At 61.8% G+C, this 15,358-nt stretch carries 14 protein-coding genes; 9 read left to right on the forward strand and 5 right to left on the reverse strand.

Annotated features, from left to right (window positions below):
• The first annotated feature begins 1 nt into the window (after position 1).
• The 7 genes from PKE98_RS14005 to efp all read left to right on the forward strand — a co-directional run bounded on the left by PKE98_RS14005 (position 2) and on the right by efp (position 6,962).
• Positions 2-964, forward strand: a complete 963-nt coding sequence (locus PKE98_RS14005) for a DUF58 domain-containing protein (protein WP_373877862.1) — start codon at positions 2-4, stop codon at positions 962-964.
• Positions 961-2,952 (forward strand): transglutaminase TgpA family protein, encoded by a 1,992-nt coding sequence (locus tag PKE98_RS14010; RefSeq protein WP_271195913.1) that lies wholly within the window; start codon positions 961-963, stop codon positions 2,950-2,952. Before PKE98_RS14005 ends, PKE98_RS14010 begins: the two co-directional genes overlap by 4 nt.
• Before the next feature lie 19 nt (positions 2,953-2,971).
• The gene (locus PKE98_RS14015) at positions 2,972-3,739 is read left to right on the forward strand and encodes a CHAD domain-containing protein (RefSeq protein ID WP_271195914.1); all 768 of its coding nucleotides are present in this window, start codon (positions 2,972-2,974) and stop codon (positions 3,737-3,739) included.
• 169 nt (positions 3,740-3,908) lie between these two features.
• Entirely contained in the window at positions 3,909-4,706 is a 798-nt protein-coding gene (locus PKE98_RS14020; protein WP_271195915.1) for an acyl-CoA thioesterase, read from the forward strand.
• Positions 4,707-4,859: 153 nt separating this feature from the next.
• Positions 4,860-5,069 carry a hypothetical protein gene (locus tag PKE98_RS14025; RefSeq protein ID WP_271195916.1) on the forward strand — a complete coding sequence of 70 codons (210 nt, stop codon included), beginning with the start codon at positions 4,860-4,862 and terminating at the stop codon, positions 5,067-5,069.
• A 147-nt stretch (positions 5,070-5,216) separates the two neighbouring features.
• On the forward strand, positions 5,217-6,344 hold the full coding sequence (gene earP, locus PKE98_RS14030) for an elongation factor P maturation arginine rhamnosyltransferase EarP (RefSeq protein ID WP_271195917.1): 1,128 nt from the start codon (positions 5,217-5,219) through the stop codon (positions 6,342-6,344).
• A 45-nt stretch (positions 6,345-6,389) separates the two neighbouring features.
• Entirely contained in the window at positions 6,390-6,962 is a 573-nt protein-coding gene (efp, locus tag PKE98_RS14035; protein ID WP_271195918.1) for an elongation factor P, read from the forward strand.
• Between the two features lie 90 nt (positions 6,963-7,052).
• Here efp and htpX read toward each other — a convergent pair whose 3' ends face one another.
• From htpX to PKE98_RS14050, 3 genes are all read right to left on the reverse strand, one after another.
• Complete coding sequence (htpX, locus tag PKE98_RS14040; RefSeq protein WP_271195919.1) at positions 7,053-7,925, reverse strand: protease HtpX; 873 nt, start codon at positions 7,923-7,925, stop codon at positions 7,053-7,055.
• A gap of 89 nt (positions 7,926-8,014) precedes the next feature.
• On the reverse strand, positions 8,015-8,467 hold the full coding sequence (locus tag PKE98_RS14045) for a hypothetical protein (RefSeq protein ID WP_271195920.1): 453 nt from the start codon (positions 8,465-8,467) through the stop codon (positions 8,015-8,017).
• A 6-nt stretch (positions 8,468-8,473) separates the two neighbouring features.
• On the reverse strand, positions 8,474-9,685 hold the full coding sequence (locus tag PKE98_RS14050) for a pyridoxal phosphate-dependent aminotransferase (RefSeq protein ID WP_108098109.1): 1,212 nt from the start codon (positions 9,683-9,685) through the stop codon (positions 8,474-8,476).
• 173 nt (positions 9,686-9,858) lie between these two features.
• Between PKE98_RS14050 and msrB the strand changes: the two genes are divergently transcribed.
• Positions 9,859-10,251, forward strand: coding sequence for a peptide-methionine (R)-S-oxide reductase MsrB (gene msrB, locus PKE98_RS14055; RefSeq protein ID WP_271195921.1), 393 nt, complete (start codon positions 9,859-9,861; stop codon positions 10,249-10,251).
• Between the two features lie 96 nt (positions 10,252-10,347).
• Here msrB and PKE98_RS14060 read toward each other — a convergent pair whose 3' ends face one another.
• Together PKE98_RS14060 and PKE98_RS14065 are read right to left on the reverse strand one after the other, a co-directional pair.
• Entirely contained in the window at positions 10,348-11,526 is a 1,179-nt protein-coding gene (locus PKE98_RS14060; RefSeq protein ID WP_271195922.1) for an MFS transporter, read from the reverse strand.
• Between the two features lie 224 nt (positions 11,527-11,750).
• Entirely contained in the window at positions 11,751-12,797 is a 1,047-nt protein-coding gene (locus PKE98_RS14065) for a LacI family DNA-binding transcriptional regulator (protein WP_271195923.1), read from the reverse strand.
• Positions 12,798-13,063: 266 nt separating this feature from the next.
• Between PKE98_RS14065 and PKE98_RS14070 the strand changes: the two genes are divergently transcribed.
• Positions 13,064-15,301 carry a TonB-dependent receptor gene (locus PKE98_RS14070; protein WP_271195924.1) on the forward strand — a complete coding sequence of 746 codons (2,238 nt, stop codon included), beginning with the start codon at positions 13,064-13,066 and terminating at the stop codon, positions 15,299-15,301.
• The last annotated feature ends 57 nt before the right edge of the window (positions 15,302-15,358 follow it).

A 15,358-nucleotide genomic window follows, 5' to 3' on the forward strand; every position in this document is an offset into this window, starting at 1 on the left:
GCTGATGGCCGTGTTCAAACAACGTTGGCAGCGCTGGTTGCAACGGCGCATTCCGCCGGCCACCAGCGTGCTGCTGACTCAGCGACGGATTTTCATAATTCCGACCCGTATCGGCGCCGCGTTTTCCTTAGCGTTGCTGCTGATGCTGATGGCCGGGATCAATTACCAGAACAGCCCGGCCTACGGCCTGACGTTCCTGCTGGCGGCGGTGTTTGTCATCGCCATCTTGCACACCTACCGCAATCTGGCCGGCCTGACCTTGCACGCCGCCGGCGGCAGCCCGGTGTTTGTCGGCGAGCAGGCGACCTTGCGGGTGCGCCTGTCGAGCAATGGGCGGGCGCATCAATCTGTCGCCCTGGGCTGGCCGCCGCAGGACCTGCAGCACTTCGATGTACCGGCCAACGGTCTGGCCGAATGCGAGTTGATTGTGCCCGCGCGCAAGCGTGGCTGGCTGCGGCCGGGGCGGCTGCGGGTGGAGAGCCGCTTTCCCCTGGGCATTCTGGTGACCTGGAGCCTGGTGGATCTGGACCAGGCCGTGCTGGTGTATCCGCGCCCCCTGGCCGGCGACATGCCGGTGGCCGCCGGTACCCGTGAGGATGATGAAGACCAGGGCGCGCGGGTGCTGGGGCAGGGCGCCGACGATTATCAGGGGCTGAAAACCTATCAGCCGGGCGACTCCAAACGGCGTTTGCACTGGAAAGCCTATTCCCGTGGCCACGGCCTGCTGGTCAAGGATTTTGCCGCCCTGGCCGGCCGCGATCTGTGGCTGGACTTCAGCGAACTGCAAGGCGATAGCGAAATGCGCCTGTCGGTGCTGTGCCATTGGGTGCTATCGCTGTCCGAGCGCCAGCAGCCGTTTGCGCTGCGCTTGCCGGGTTTGGTATTGGGCCCGGACAACGGCCAGACCCACCGCGAAGCCTGTTTGCGTGCCCTGGCCTTGTATGGGCAGGAGAACGTGCGATGAGCGCGGTGCAAGCGATTCCACGGATCAGCCTGCTGTGGCTGTTGGTGGCCCAGGTGCTGGTGATCATCCCGCACCTGGCGCATTTGCCGTTGTGGATTGTCGCGTTGTGGCTGGTGTGTGCCGGTTGGCGCGTGCAGATCTACCGCATGCGCGCGCAGTACCCGGCCACCTGGCTGAAGTCCGGCCTGACCGTGGGCATTGTCGGGGGCGTGTATCTCTCGCGCGGCAGCCTGATCGGGTTGGACGCCGGTGTGGTGCTGTTGATCGCCGCGTTTATTCTCAAGCTGGTGGAAATGCGCAGCCGGCGCGATGCCCTGGTGCTGATTCTGCTGGGCTTTTTTGCCGTGGTGACGGTGTATCTGTTTGATGACCGACTGACTACGGTGGCCTTTACCCTGTTGCCGGTAACCGGTTTGCTGGCGGCGCTGATTGGCTTGCAACAAAGCCCGCTGCAGCAAAGCCCTTGGCAGCCGTTGCGCTTGGCCGCCAGCCTGCTTGCGCAAGCCCTGCCGCTGATGCTGCTGTTGTTTCTGTTCTTTCCCCGTTTCGGCCCGTTGTGGTCGCTGCCGATGCCGGATCAGCGTGGGGTAACCGGGCTGTCGGACAGCATGGCGCCTAACGATATTGCCGAACTCAGTCGCTCCGACGCGCTGGCCTTTCGTGCCAGCTTCGAGGGGGCGCCCCCGCCACGCAATCAGCAGTACTGGCGCGCGCTCACCTTCGACAAATTCGAGGGCCGGCGTTGGTCGCAGTCCTCTGAAGTGCGCTGGACGTCGGCGCCGAGCTGGACGCCGGCGGGTGAGCCCATCCGATACCGAATCATCATGGAAGCCAGCAGCAAACCCTGGTTGTTCGGTATCGACCTGGCCACTACCGAGTTGGAACGCACCCGCTTGATGAGTGACTTCCGCCTGGAGCGGCGTGAACCCGTGGACCAGAAGCTGGTGTACCGCGTCACCTCCTGGCCCCAAGCCCTGCGCGAGCCCACGATGGTCAAGCCGGCGATACGCCGGGTGCTCCAATTGCCCGCCGACGGCAACCCCCGTAGCCGTGCCTGGGCGCAGCAGCTCAAAGACCAGTACCCCGACCCGCAAGCGCTGGTGCAGGCGGTGCTCCAGCACTTCAACCGCGAGCCGTACTTTTACACCCTGCGCCCGCCGCCGGTGGGCGAGAACAGCATCGATGACTTTCTGTTCGATACCCGCCGTGGTTTTTGCGAGCACTACGCGGGTGCCACGGCCTTTGTATTGCGCGCGGCCGGGGTGCCAGCGCGGGTGGTAACGGGTTACCAGGGCGGCGAGCTGAACGTCTCCGGCAATTACATTCAGGTACGCCAGTTCGACGCCCACGCCTGGGTGGAGTATTGGCGCGAAGGCACGGGCTGGACGAGCGTCGACCCTACTTTCCAAGTGGCCCCGCAACGCATCGAACAGGGCTTGGAGCAAGCGTTGGCGGGCGAGCAGAGCTTTCTGGAAAATTCGCCGCTGTCGTTGCTGCGCTATCGCCACATCGGCTGGCTAAATGACTTGCGCATGAGTTGGGAAAACCTCAACTACGGCTGGGAGCGTTGGGTGCTGGGCTACCAGCAGGGCACCCAACTGGAGGTGCTGCAGAAGTGGTTCGGCCGCCTGGACTCCGGTGATTTCGTGTTGGCGTTGGTAGGCGGCGGCGGGGCGGTATTGCTGCTGGTGGCGCTGTGGCTGTTCAAACCCTGGCGCCGCGAGCGCGATGTGCACCAGCGCCTGTACCTGCGCTTTGAACGGCTGCTGGCCCGTCACGGTGTGCAGCGCCAGCCAGGGGAGGGCGCGCGCGCCTTTGCCCAGCGGGCGGAGCTGGCATTGCCGGCTCAGCTGGGGCACATTCGTGCCTTTGCCGATGCCTTCGAGGCACAGCGCTATGGCGGTGCGCCAAGCGCACCGGATCACTTGCAGTGCCACCTGCGTGCCCTGCGGCGAGCCCTGCCTATACGCTTGTTACGGCGCGATTGACGCCTGAGGTTGTTATCCCATGTCTGAATTTCTCGACGCCGTCGTGGCCCGCGTGCTGCAGCTGGAAGTCAACCTGCTGGCAGGCCGCGAACGCATGGCCGCGCACACCGACCCCGAGGCTTTGCATGATGTGCGCATCGCCATCCGCAAGCTGCGCAGCTTGCTGCGGCCGTTTCGCAAACTGATTGAACACGATCCGTTGGTGAACGCGGCCGCGGAACTCGGGCGCATTAGCAGCGCCGTGCGGGACAACGAAGTGCTGCTCGGCGAGCTGCGTCGCCATGGCGGCCTGGACGCGCTGGCAACGCGCTGGCAGCAGGCGTTGCCAACGCAGTACGAAAGCTTGCTGCACAGCGCCGAAGCGTTACGTCTGCAGCGCGCGCTGGATCTGTGGCCAAGCTTCTTCCGCCAGTCACTGCACGATGCGGCGCCGGAGCACCTCAAAGCCTATGTCACGCGTCAGCTGGCCAAAGAAAGCAAACGCCTGAGCGAGGCGATGGCCGACCCGGCGCATGACCGCCATCGGCTGCGCATTCTGATCAAACGTGTGCGCTACTGCGCCGACACCTATCCGCAGTTGGTCAATCTGGCGCCCAAACACCTCAATGCCCTGCGCCGCGCGCAAAACGCCCTGGGCGCCTGGCACGACCGCCTGCAATGGCTGGCACGGGCCGAGCAGGAGCTTGAGTTGGCGCCGTTGGTGGCACAGTGGCGCAAGGAACTGGCGCAGGCCGAACAACGTTCGGATGTGGCGCTGGAGAAGCTTGGGCGCGTGTTTTCGTTTTAACCCTTCCAGCGCCCTGGGCTTGAGCCTCGAGCTTTTCGCTCTCGGCGCAAAACCATGGAAAGGTCCAAATTCCCCGGCTAATTGGCTAAACCGGCACTTCCCGACGCTTCCGTCCTTGCGGTGACTTCCCCTACCATCACGTACGCCTTTTTCCCTGTACGAGAGTTCTATGACTTTTTCCGAGCTGATCAACGCGGTGCGCAGCAACCCGCAGGCCGTGGTGGTGCCCGCCGAATGGGGCCAGGGCCGCGCCGGCTTTGGCGGGCTGGCCGCCATGCTAGTGTATGAGGCCATGCGTGCCGTGGTGCCGGCCGATCGCCCGGTGCGCTCTCTAGCCATTACCTTTGTCGGCCCGCTGACAGTGGACGTGCCGGTTAGCCTGCAAGCCGAGGTGCTGCGCGAGGGTAAAGCGGTCAGCCAGGTGCTCGGCCGTGCGGTGCAGAACGGCCAAGTGGTGACCATTGTTCAGGGCAGTTTCGGTGCCGGGCGTGAGTCGGCTATCGACGTGCCGGCGCTGCCAGCGCCGGTGATGAAACGTGTGGAGGACAGCCCCGAGCTGCCGTATCTCAAAGGCGTTACTCCGGAATTCACCCGCTACCTAGCCATGCGTTGGGCCGTGGGCGGCATGCCGTTCAGCAATACCCCGTCGCGGGAAATGGGCGGTTATGTGCGCTTGCGCGGCGAAGAGCAGGTGAGTGCCGTGGAGGTGTCGCACCTGTTGGCGTTGGTCGACGCTTGGCCACCGGCGGTGCTGCCATTTCTGCGCAGCCCGGCGCCGGGCAGTTCGCTGACCTGGACCATCGAGTTTGTGCAGCCGATCCCACAGCTGAATACGGATGAATGGTGCCCGTACCTCGCGCAGATCGAATACGCCCGCGATGGCTACGGCCATATCGCCGCGCAACTGTGGACGCCGAGCGGGGAGCTGGTGGCCTTGAGTCGCCAGACCGTGACTGTTTTCGGCTAAGCCCCGCGACCTTCTGCAAGAGCGAGCACGCTCGCTCTTGCCCCTCGCTCCACGCCCAATCTGCTTTAGGCATAGCCACTATCGACCCTACTGATTTCCGCGCGAGCGAGACGGCCAGTAAGGTAGCCCCCATACAGTGATCTGGAGGTGGTTATGGCTCATATCAACATCATGTCCGTGGTTGGCAGTGCCGTTCCGACTGGCCTGCGCGGCGCCGGCGTTCTCGCCTGCTGGTACGTGATGGTCGATGGTGTGGCGCGCTCCGGCCCGTACACCTCGTTTGAGGCTGCGGCCGCGAGCAAAACCCTCTGGACCTTCGAATCCCTGCTGCGCAGCAAGCCATCGCACACGCTTGTTGCCTGACGTTTTCACGCTGCTCCCCCGGCGTACTTGGCAACCTCCCCGTTGCCTGTTTTTTTCCTGTGCTGCTCCGCACCTTTAGCCCGCCTATATGGCGGGCTTTTCTTTGGGCGGGGTTAAACTGCGCCATCTTTGTTCGGAAGCCTCAGTGTGAAGTGGGACATTTTCTGCAGCGTGGTCGATAACTTCGGCGACATCGGTGTGACCTGGCGTCTGGCTCGGCAATTGGTGGCCGAGCAGGGCGCCGAGGTGCGCTTGTGGGTCGATGATCTGGCCGCATTTGCGCGTATTTGCCCGGATGCCGATGCCGGCCAGGCGCAGCAGTGGCAGCAGGGCGTCGAGGTGTGTCGCTGGCCGCAGCAGTGGTTGCCGGTGCTTGCCGCCGATGCGGTGATCGAGGCCTTCGCCTGCACCTTGCCTAACGACTATGTGCAGGCGATGACGCAGCGGGCACGGCCGTCGCTGTGGCTGAACCTGGAATACCTGAGCGCAGAAGCGTGGGTGGAGGGTTGCCATGGCTTGCCGTCCTTGCAATCCAATGGTCTGCAGAAGTTTTTCTTTTTCCCCGGCTTTAGCGAAAAAACCGGCGGCTTGTTACGTGAGCGTTCTCTGATCGCCGAGCGTACTGCGCTGCAGCAGAATGCGGCACAGCGTCTGGCGTTTCTGGCCACGCTTGGAGTGGCGCCGCAAGTCGATGCCTCGTTCTTGTCCCTCTTTGCCTACGAAAACGCCGGGCTGTCGGAATGGCTCGATGCGCTGGCTGCTGCGCCGCAGCCCAGCCATCTTCTGGTGCCGGAGGGCAGGGTGCTGGGCGACGTGCAACGTTGGCTTGGTGTTCCGGAGTTAGCTGCGGCTGATGTGCTTCAGCGCGGTAACCTGCGGGTGCAGGTGCTGCCCTTTATGTCGCAGCACGATTACGACCGTCTGCTGTGGTGCTGTGATTTCAATGCCGTGCGCGGTGAAGATTCCTTCGTTCGTGCGCTGTGGGCCGGGCGGCCCTTGGTGTGGCACATCTATAAACAGGCCGATGACGCCCATCTGGAAAAACTCCAGGCGTTCCTGGCGCTGTATCAGCACGGCTTGTCACCTATTGCGCAGGAGGCGCTGGTCGAATTCTGGATGGCGTGGAATACGGGGGCGGGCATTGCCGCCGGCTGGGAAAATTTACGCAGCGTGCAGGGCGAACTGGCTAGGCATGCCGAAGAGAAGGCTCTGCAATGGGCCTCTCAGGCCGATCTTGCGACGGCGCTGGTACAGTTTTACCGAAATTGGCTATGATACGCGGCCTAGAATTTTGTAAATCCATCCAATTCGGATATTCGTATGAAAACCGCACAAGAAATGAAGCCTAACAGTGTGGCCCTGATCGACGGCCAACCGTGGCTTATCCAAAAGGCCGAGTTCACCAAATCCGGTCGTAACAGCGCCATCGTTAAAATGAAGTTGAAGAACCTGCTGTCCGGTTCCTCCACTGAAACCGTTTACAAAGCCGACGACAAAATGGAACCAGTAATCCTGGACCGCGTTGCCGTGACTTACTCCTACTTCAGCGAGCCGAACTACGTCTTCATGGACGAAGAGTTCAACCAGTACGAGCTGAACTCGGAAGACCTGGAAAGCGTTCTGCCATTCATCGTTGATGGCATGACCGACGTCTGCGAAGCCGTATTCTTCGAAGGCAAAGTGGTTTCGGTAGACCTGCCGACCACCATCGTGCGTCAAATCACTTACACCGAAGGTTCGGCTCGTGGCGATACCTCGGGCAAAGTGATGAAGCCTGCCAAGCTGGCTAACGGCACCGAAGTCAAAGTAGCTGACTTCTGCGAGATCGACGACTGGATCGAAATCGACACCCGTACTGGCGAGTACAAATCGCGCGCCAAAGCGCCGGTTTAATTACCGCCCAGAAAAAAGCCCCGCTGATGCGGGGCTTTTTTTTGCCTGGCTTTTAGCTAGCAGCGCCCTTGTTCAGGACGCTGCATTGGCTTAGCGGCGAGCTTGCAAAGCAGCGATACGTGCTTCCAGCGGCGGGTGGGTCATGAACAAGGCTTTAAGGCCTTCGCGCACGCCACCGTTGATGCCGAACGCGGTCATGGTTTCCGGCATATGCACCGGCACACCTTGTTCCGAGCGCAGGCGCTGCAGGGCGCCGATCATGGCGGCGGTGCCGGCCAGGTTGGCACCGGCTTCGTCGGCACGGAACTCACGGCGGCGCGAGAACCACATGACGATCGTGCTGGCCAGAATGCCCAGTACCATTTCGGCAAAGAAGGTGGCGACGTAAAAACCGATGCCGTTGCCTTCTTCGTTCTTGAGCAACACCTTGTCGACGAAGTTGCCGAAGATACGCGCGAAGAACATAACGAAGGTGTTCACCACGCCCTGAATCAGCGCCAGGGTCACCATATCGCCGTTGGCTACGTGGCCGATTTCGTGGGCCAGTACGGCTTTCACTTCATCGGGCGAAAAACGCTCCAGCAGGCCCTGGCTGACGGCGACCAGCGCGTCGTTACGGTTCCAGCCGGTGGCGAAGGCGTTGGATTCATAGGCAGGGAAAATACCGACTTCCGGCATTTTGATCCCGGCGTTGCGCGACAGCTCTTCAACGGTTTGCAACAGCCACTGTTCGTGACGGGTGCGCGGTTGGCTGATGATCTGGGTACCAGTGCTCATCTTCGCCATCCACTTGGACAGGAAGAGCGACACCAGCGAGCCGGCGAAACCGAAAACACCGCAGAAGATCAGCAGGCTGGTGTAATTCTGGCCCGTGAAGCGATCCACCCCGAGCAATTTGAGGGTGATGCTGGCGATAAGCAGAACCGCCAGGTTGGTGGCCATGAACAACATAATGCGCATCATGGTGTGAGGTTTCTCCTTTGAGCAAAGACATACGACTAGTGCGGGCTATATAAGGGCGCCCCCCCGCCCTATACAACTCGGCTTCTATTTCAAACTGTGTCGTTTGAACCGTTGAGGGTGCTGGTAAACAGCAGGCGGGTGAGCCGTGCGATGCGCTCGCCGTGTTGCTGCTGCAATGCTTCACGCAACTGGTGGGCGAGGGTGGAATGCACCCGACGCACGCTGGGGGGCAGGGCATCGCCATCTGGCAGAGCATGAGGCACGCCGCGCGACAGGCGCAGAAAGCCTTTCTCGGTGAGCACCGCCTGGTCCAGGGCATCGTAATGAATGGTCGACTCGTAGCGCAGATAACCCTCATCGGCCAACCACAGCAACGCGCCGAGGCACGCCTGGTGGCGTTTGCTCGGCAGGCCGAACTCGTCCGGCTCTTCGCGGCCGATCAGGTCTTCGACATACAGGCCCACCTTGCGCGGGAAGGCCAGGTACAGCGCCAGAAGACCTGTCGCTGCATCTTTATAGAAGTCGTCGATCTGCAGGTCCATGGCGGCTTATTGACTGTAGGTCTTGAGGAAGTTGCCGATGCGCCCGATGGCCTGGTCGAGGTCATCCAGACGTGGCAGGGTCACCACCCGGAAGTGATCCGGCCACGGCCAGTTGAAGGCCGTTCCTTGTACGACAAGAAGTTTCTCGGACAGCAAGAGATCGAGCACAAACTTCTCGTCGTTATGGATCGGGCACACTTTCGGGTCGATTTTCGGAAACGCGTACAGCGCGCCCATCGGCTTCACGCAGCTCACGCCCGGAATGCTGTTGAGCAGTTCCCAGGTGCGGTTGCGCTGCTCCAGCAGACGGCCCTGTGGCAACACCAGGTCATTGATGCTCTGGTAGCCGCCCAGCGCGGTCTGAATGGCATGCTGGCTCGGCACGTTGGCGCACAGGCGCATATTGGCCAGGATGTCGATGCCTTCGATGTAGCTCTGGGCCTTGTGCTTGGGCCCGGAAATGGCCACCCAGCCAGAGCGGAAACCCGCCACGCGGTACGACTTGGACAACCCGTTGAAGGTCAGGCACAGCACGTCCGGCGCGAGCGAAGCCGTGGAAATGTGTACGGCCTCGTCGTAGAGAATCTTGTCGTAGATTTCATCCGAGAACAGAACCAGGTTGTGCTGGCGCGCCAACTCGACCATGCCTTCCAGTACTTCCTTGGAATACACCGCGCCGGTCGGGTTGTTCGGGTTGATGATGACCAGCGCTTTGGTATTGGGCGTGATCTTGGCCTTGATGTCGTCCAGGTCCGGCCACCAGTTGGCCTGCTCGTCGCACAGGTAATGCACCGGGTTGCCTCCGGCCAGGCTGACGGCGGCGGTCCACAGCGGATAGTCCGGTGCGGGAATCAGCACTTCGTCGCCATTGTTCAGCAACGCTTGCATCGACATGACAATCAGCTCGGACACTCCGTTGCCCAGGTAAATGTCCTCGATGCCAACGCCTTCTACCTGCTTTTGCTGGTAGTACTGCATAACCGCTTTGCGGGCGCTGAACAGGCCTTTGGAGTCGCTGTAGCCCTGGGCAGTGGGCAGGTTGCGGATCACGTCCTGCAGAATTTCCTCAGGGGCTTCGAAACCGAACGGCGCCGGGTTGCCGATATTCAGCTTGAGGATGCGATGGCCTTCCTCTTCCAGACGTTTGGCGTGCTTGAGCACCGGCCCGCGGATGTCATAGCAGACGTTGGCGAGCTTGTTCGATTTGCTGACCTGCATGTAGGAGTCCTGAATAAAAAGTGCCGGCGTTGTAGCAAGGCGCTGTAGGCCGTGCGGCTTGGCAGTCTGTAACGCGGATGACAGACTGGCGTCTAAAGTGCGGCAATCATACGTGTGGCCCGAGCCTTAAAAAAGGTACAGCACGGGCTTTTTTCAGCCAAAGAGGTGACCCCATGGACAAGCTTGAAAAACCGCTGGATACCTGGCGCGAGGAGCTCTCCGACGAGCAATTCCACGTCTGCCGAATGGGCGGCACAGAGCGCGCCTTCACCGGCAAATACCACGACGACAAAACGCCCGGCGTGTACCACTGCGCCTGCTGCGATGCCGAGTTGTTCGACTCCCAGGCCAAGTTCGACTCCGGCACCGGTTGGCCCAGCTACTACCAGCCGGCTTCAAACGCCGCCATCACCAGCAAGGACGACTTCAGCCACGGCATGCACCGTATCGAAGTTACCTGCGCCAAGTGTGACGCCCACCTGGGCCACTTGTTTCCCGATGGCCCGCCACCGACCGGCATGCGCTACTGCATCAACTCGGCGTCGCTGAAGCTGGTGCCGCGCTAGGCAATGCCCTGTAAGAGCCAGCTTGCTGGCGAACGCGGCCACTCGGTTCATACCGCTTTGCCAGCAAGCTGGCTCTTACAAACGCAAAACCCGCCGTTAGTGCAGGGGAATATCGTGGGGGACCGCCTTGAGCCGCGGCAGCCACCAGGCCACCGCGACATTCAGCGTTAACAGCAGCACCGCAAACACCGGCAACAGTGGCAAGCCCATGTGCGCGCTTAGCCACAAACCACCGAACCAGGCGCCCGCCGCGTTGCCAAGGTTGAAGGCGGCGTGACTGAGCGTGGCCGCCAGGCTGGCCGACTCGCCGGCCTGTTCCACCAGCAACAACTGCAAGGGCGTGGACACGGCAAAAGTGGCAATGCCCCAGCCCAGCAGAATCAGCAGGGTTGGAATTTGCAGATGACCAAAGAAATACAAGCCCAACACGAGTAGCGCACTGGTGGCCAAGGCCTTCGGCACCGCCCGTTGCACGCCCTTGTCAGCCAGGCGGCCGCCAAAGATATTGCCCAACGTCAGACCGATGCCCATCAGCAGGAGGGCGCCATTGCTCTGGTCCGGCGTAAAACCGGTGACCTCGCGCAGAAACGGGCTGATGTAGGTAAACAGGGTAAACAGCGACACCGAGGTCAGGCTGCACACCAACAGCGCATGCAGCACCGGCGGGCGAAAAATGCCGGCCCAACTGCCTGCTGCACTGCGCACGGGCCTGGCCGTGGCCGGTAGCCAGAAAAACTGCGCCACGACGGTGACCGCACCAATGCCGGCGACCACAAAAAACGTCACCCGCCAACTGGTGGTTTGCCCCAGCCACGCACCCAGCGGCACGCCTAGCACGTTGGCGATGGTCAGGCCGCTGATCACCATGGCCATGGCCGACGCTTGCCGATGGGGCGGCGCCAGGTCGCGAGCGAGCAGGGTGGCGCAGCCGAAAAAGCCGGCATGGCTGATGGCGGTGGCCAGGCGCGCAGCCAACAGCCAGTGATAATCCGGTGCCAGCGCGCAGGCCAGGTTGCCGAGGGTGTAGGCCAGCATCAGCAAAATCACCGCTTGCCGGCGTGGCGCGCGGTCGAGCATCGGTCCCAACAACGGCGCGCCGACCACCACGCCCAAGGCATAGGCGCTGACCAGCAGCCCGGCTTCAGCCAGGCTTACATGCAGATCGGTGGCCAGTTCGGGCAGCAAGCCCATGATGATAAATTCACTGCTGCCCACCACAAAACCGCCAAGGGCGAGGGCAAGAAGGGGCAGGGACATAAGGGTGCGGGCGTGCATTCAGCGGGGGTTCCAGATCGGGGCGAAGCAACGTCGCGGCTCGTGGCGGCAGGTTGTTTCGGGTAGTGCGGGATGGGTATTACCCTCACGATTCTGGATTCCCGCCTTCGCGGGAATGACGGCGAAGCATTTAGTGACTCCGTCGTCCCCGCGAAGGCGGGGATCCAGAATAGGCCGGCAAACGATGATTTAACCGTAGGCCGCCTAAAAAGAGGCCGCGCATTTTAAGCGCTTTCACGCTCCACCAGTTCGCAATCGAGCAAATTAAGTCGCTCAAGCGGCTCGCTCGCTTCGACCACGCCCAACGCCTGCAACACCCGTAATGCCGCCACCTCGCCAATCTGCTGGGCCGGCGGCTTGATGGTGGTAAGGCTCGGCAGGAGCATTTCTGCGAACGCGTAATCACCAAATCCCATTACCGCGCAGTCTTGGGGAATGCGCACGCCGGCGCGCTGGCCCGCCAGCAAACCGCCGGCGGCGAGGTTGTCGTTGGCGAAGATGATCGCGTCTGGGCGCGGCGAGCGTTTCATCAGCGCGTCCATGGCCTGCTTGCCGCCCTCGAACGGCGTGGCATCGCTGCTGGGCACAAACACCCATGGCTCAAGGCCAGCCTCCCGCAAGGTCTGCGCATAGCCATCGCGGCGCTCCAAGGCGCTGAAGTCGCCGGCCACGCTGTTTTGCACAAAGGCAATGCGCTGGTAGCCCTTGCCCAACAGATACTGCGCCGCGCGCACGCCCACCTCATGGTGCAGAAACCCCACCTGCATCGGCGTGCGCTCGGGGCGGTAGTCCCAGATTTCCACCAGGGGAATATCCGCCTCGGTCAGCATCTTGTCGGTGCCCGGCGAGTGGAAATGGCTGGTCACCACCAACGCCGCCGGCGACCAACCGAGAAACGCGCGCACCGCGTTCTCTTCCTGCTCTTCAGAGAAATAGCTGGAAGCCAGTAACAGCTGATAACCATGGGCGGCGAGGGTGTCGCTAAAGCCCTGAATGGTATTGGCAAAGATCGGCCCGGAGATGTTCGGAATCACCATGCCCACGATGCGCCCGCGCGCCGACGCCAAGCCGCCGGCCACCAGATTCGGCACATAACCCAGCTCGTTGACCACCGCCTGGATGCGCTCGCGCAAATCCGGGGAAACCTGCTCCGGCTGATTGAAATAGCGCGACACGGTAATGGCCGAAACGCCCACCTGTTTGGCCACGGTGCTCAAGGTGACGCGGCCGGCGCCACGGCGTTTGCGGGTGGGTTCTTTGACGCTGCTCACAGTAAAAGCCGTTCCTGGGCGGGAAAGTGGCGGCCACGTTAGCGCTAACAAAACAACATTCGTAAATCACTTTATGGAATATAAAAGTAATTTAATAGTATTTGACGCTCTATAAAACGTCCGCTGATACTGGCGATGTTAGCGCTAACAAGCGCCATGCTGTCGCCACGCACTGCCACTCGTACGAGCGAGACCAGACACCGACAGCCTCAACCCAAGCCCACCGCAGCAGTGGGCAACGTCTGGTCTACAAGGGGCAGTTCACGATGCAAACCACCACTACGTTTATCGCCCGTCGCAGCCCGTTGGCTGTGGCGGTTTTGTTGGCTGTACTCGGCCAGCACGGCGTGGCCGCCGAACAGCCGGCCACCACCAGCGCACAGACCGACGATGCACCGGTACTGAGCGCCGTTACCGTTACCGCCACCCGCCGCGAAGAGTCGCTGCAAAAGGTGCCGGTTGCCGTCTCGGTGGTCGATGGCGAGCAACTGGAGCGCGACAACCGCAACAACGTCTCCACCATCGTTCAGCAAGTGCCTACCCTCAACTACCGCAGCGGCGCGTCGAACAAAGACACCTCGCTGTTTATTCGCGGTGTGGGCACCATCACCACCTCGCCAGGCATTGAGCCCACTGTGGCTACCGTGATTGACGGCGTGGTGCTGGGCCGCCCGGGCCAGTCCACCCTCGACCTGCTGGACCTTGAGCGCATCGAAGTGCTGCGCGGCCCGCAAGGCACGCTGTTCGGCAAAAACGCTTCCGCTGGCGTACTCAACATCATCAGTAAAGAAGTGCCGGATGAAACCCACGGCTACGTCGACTACTCGCACTTCGGCGGCGGCAACGAAAACCGCCTGCGCTTTGGCATCGGTGGGCGCCTGACCGACACCCTGAAAGGCTCGCTCACCACCTTGCTCGGCAAGTACGACGGCAACGTGAAAAACGAATACAACGGCGACGACGCCAACGGCTACGACCGCAAAGGCGCGCGCGGCAAGCTGGAGTTCGAACCCAACGACGAACTCAAAGTCACCCTGATCGCCGACTACACCCAAGGCAAAGACACTATCCCCAACGGCGTGCTGACCAAGGTCGGCCCGGTGTGGGGCCAGGCCGTGGACAGCAGCATCAGCCCCAGCGACCACAACCGCAGTATCAACAGCGAAATGAACACCCGCGTCGACGACCGCAACCAGGGGCTGTCCGGCCAAGTAGACTGGGCGCTGGGCGACTTCACCCTGACCTCCATCACCGCCTGGCGCGGCTGGAACAACACCCAGTACCAGGACGGCGACCGCCTCGCAGGCATTTTCCCCGGTGCGCCGCAGTCCCACGACAAAGGCCAGCTCGACTACAACCAGTACTCGCAGGAATTGCGCCTGGCCTCGCCCAAAGGCGAGTTCAACGAGTACGTGCTCGGCGCCTTCTACATGCACGGCAAGAGCGAAGAAACCTACCAGCGCGCGGTTACCCCGGTCAGTCTGGTGACGCAAAGCGGCCGCGCCGACTACGAGGCGATCAACGACAGCTACGCGCTCTTCGGTGAAAACACCTTCAACTTCACTGAAGATTTTCGCGGCATTCTCGGCCTGCGCTACACCCACGACGACCTGGAATACAAACACGAGCGCGTCGTCACCGCCCCGGCCGCTGGCATTCAGCCCAACTTCGCCAGCGACGGTTCGGTGGACGAGGACGGTTTCACCGGCCGCGCCGGTTTCCAGTACGACATCAACGACAACCTGACCAGCTACATCACCTACTCGCGCGGCTACAAAGGCCCGGCGTACAACGTGTTCTTCAACATGCAGCCGCGTGACACCCAGCCGCTGAAGCCGGAAACCTCCAACTCATGGGAAGTGGGCCTGAAAAGCAGCGCCTTCAATAACCGCCTGACCGCCAACCTGGCGGTGTTCCACACCGAGTATGAAAACTACCAGGCCAACTTCTACGACGTAGTCGCCGGCACCGTGGTAACCCGCCTGATCAACGCCGGCAGTGTGAAAACCGAAGGGGTGGAACTGGATGCTGCCTTCCAGGCCACCAGCCAGCTGAAATTCAGCGGCGCCCTGGCTTACACCCATGCCCGCGTCGACGAATTCACCTGCCCGGTGGGTGCGGCGTCCACCTGCGATATCAACGGCAAACCGCTGCCGTTCAGCCCGGACTGGAAAACCTACGTGCGCGCCGACTACAGCATCCCGCTGGACAACGGCCTCGACGTGGAGCTGAGCACCGACTACGCCTGGCAAGACCAGGTGCAGTACAGCCTCGACCAGAACGAAAACACTATTCAGGGTGCCTACGGCATCTGGAACGCCAGCGTCGCACTGGCCGACTACAACCAGGGCTGGCGCGTGGCGCTGCTGGGCAAAAACCTGGCAGACAAGAGCTACTCCAATGGCCTGGCCTACAGCGGCACGCCAGTGCTCAACTACGCCTACCGCTCGGTGCCGCGTGATGACGAGCGCTACTTTGGCGTAGAGGTGCGTAAGGATTTCTAAACCAATACCGATGTAGGGCGAATATCGCCAAAGGCGATATCCGCCGATTCACCGTGC

Source organism: Pseudomonas turukhanskensis (assembly GCF_027922365.1).
GTDB classification, from domain to species: domain Bacteria; phylum Pseudomonadota; class Gammaproteobacteria; order Pseudomonadales; family Pseudomonadaceae; genus Aquipseudomonas; species Aquipseudomonas turukhanskensis.

Bases quoted from the DNA above. Each gene is read 5' to 3' on its own strand.
- PKE98_RS14050 (WP_108098109.1), bottom strand. From the start codon at position 9,685: ATGCAGGTCAGCAAATCGAACAAGCTCGCCAACGTCTGCTATGACATC.
- PKE98_RS14020 (WP_271195915.1), top strand. From the start codon at position 3,909: ATGACTTTTTCCGAGCTGATCAACGCGGTGCGCAGCAACCCGCAGGCC.
- PKE98_RS14060 (WP_271195922.1), bottom strand. From the start codon at position 11,526: ATGCACGCCCGCACCCTTATGTCCCTGCCCCTTCTTGCCCTCGCCCTT.
- efp (WP_271195918.1), top strand. From the start codon at position 6,390: ATGAAAACCGCACAAGAAATGAAGCCTAACAGTGTGGCCCTGATCGAC.
- PKE98_RS14045 (WP_271195920.1), bottom strand. From the start codon at position 8,467: ATGGACCTGCAGATCGACGACTTCTATAAAGATGCAGCGACAGGTCTT.
- PKE98_RS14070 (WP_271195924.1), top strand. From the start codon at position 13,064: ATGCAAACCACCACTACGTTTATCGCCCGTCGCAGCCCGTTGGCTGTG.
- PKE98_RS14015 (WP_271195914.1), top strand. From the start codon at position 2,972: ATGTCTGAATTTCTCGACGCCGTCGTGGCCCGCGTGCTGCAGCTGGAA.
- msrB (WP_271195921.1), top strand. From the start codon at position 9,859: ATGGACAAGCTTGAAAAACCGCTGGATACCTGGCGCGAGGAGCTCTCC.
- PKE98_RS14010 (WP_271195913.1), top strand. From the start codon at position 961: ATGAGCGCGGTGCAAGCGATTCCACGGATCAGCCTGCTGTGGCTGTTG.
- PKE98_RS14025 (WP_271195916.1), top strand. From the start codon at position 4,860: ATGGCTCATATCAACATCATGTCCGTGGTTGGCAGTGCCGTTCCGACT.
- htpX (WP_271195919.1), bottom strand. From the start codon at position 7,925: ATGATGCGCATTATGTTGTTCATGGCCACCAACCTGGCGGTTCTGCTT.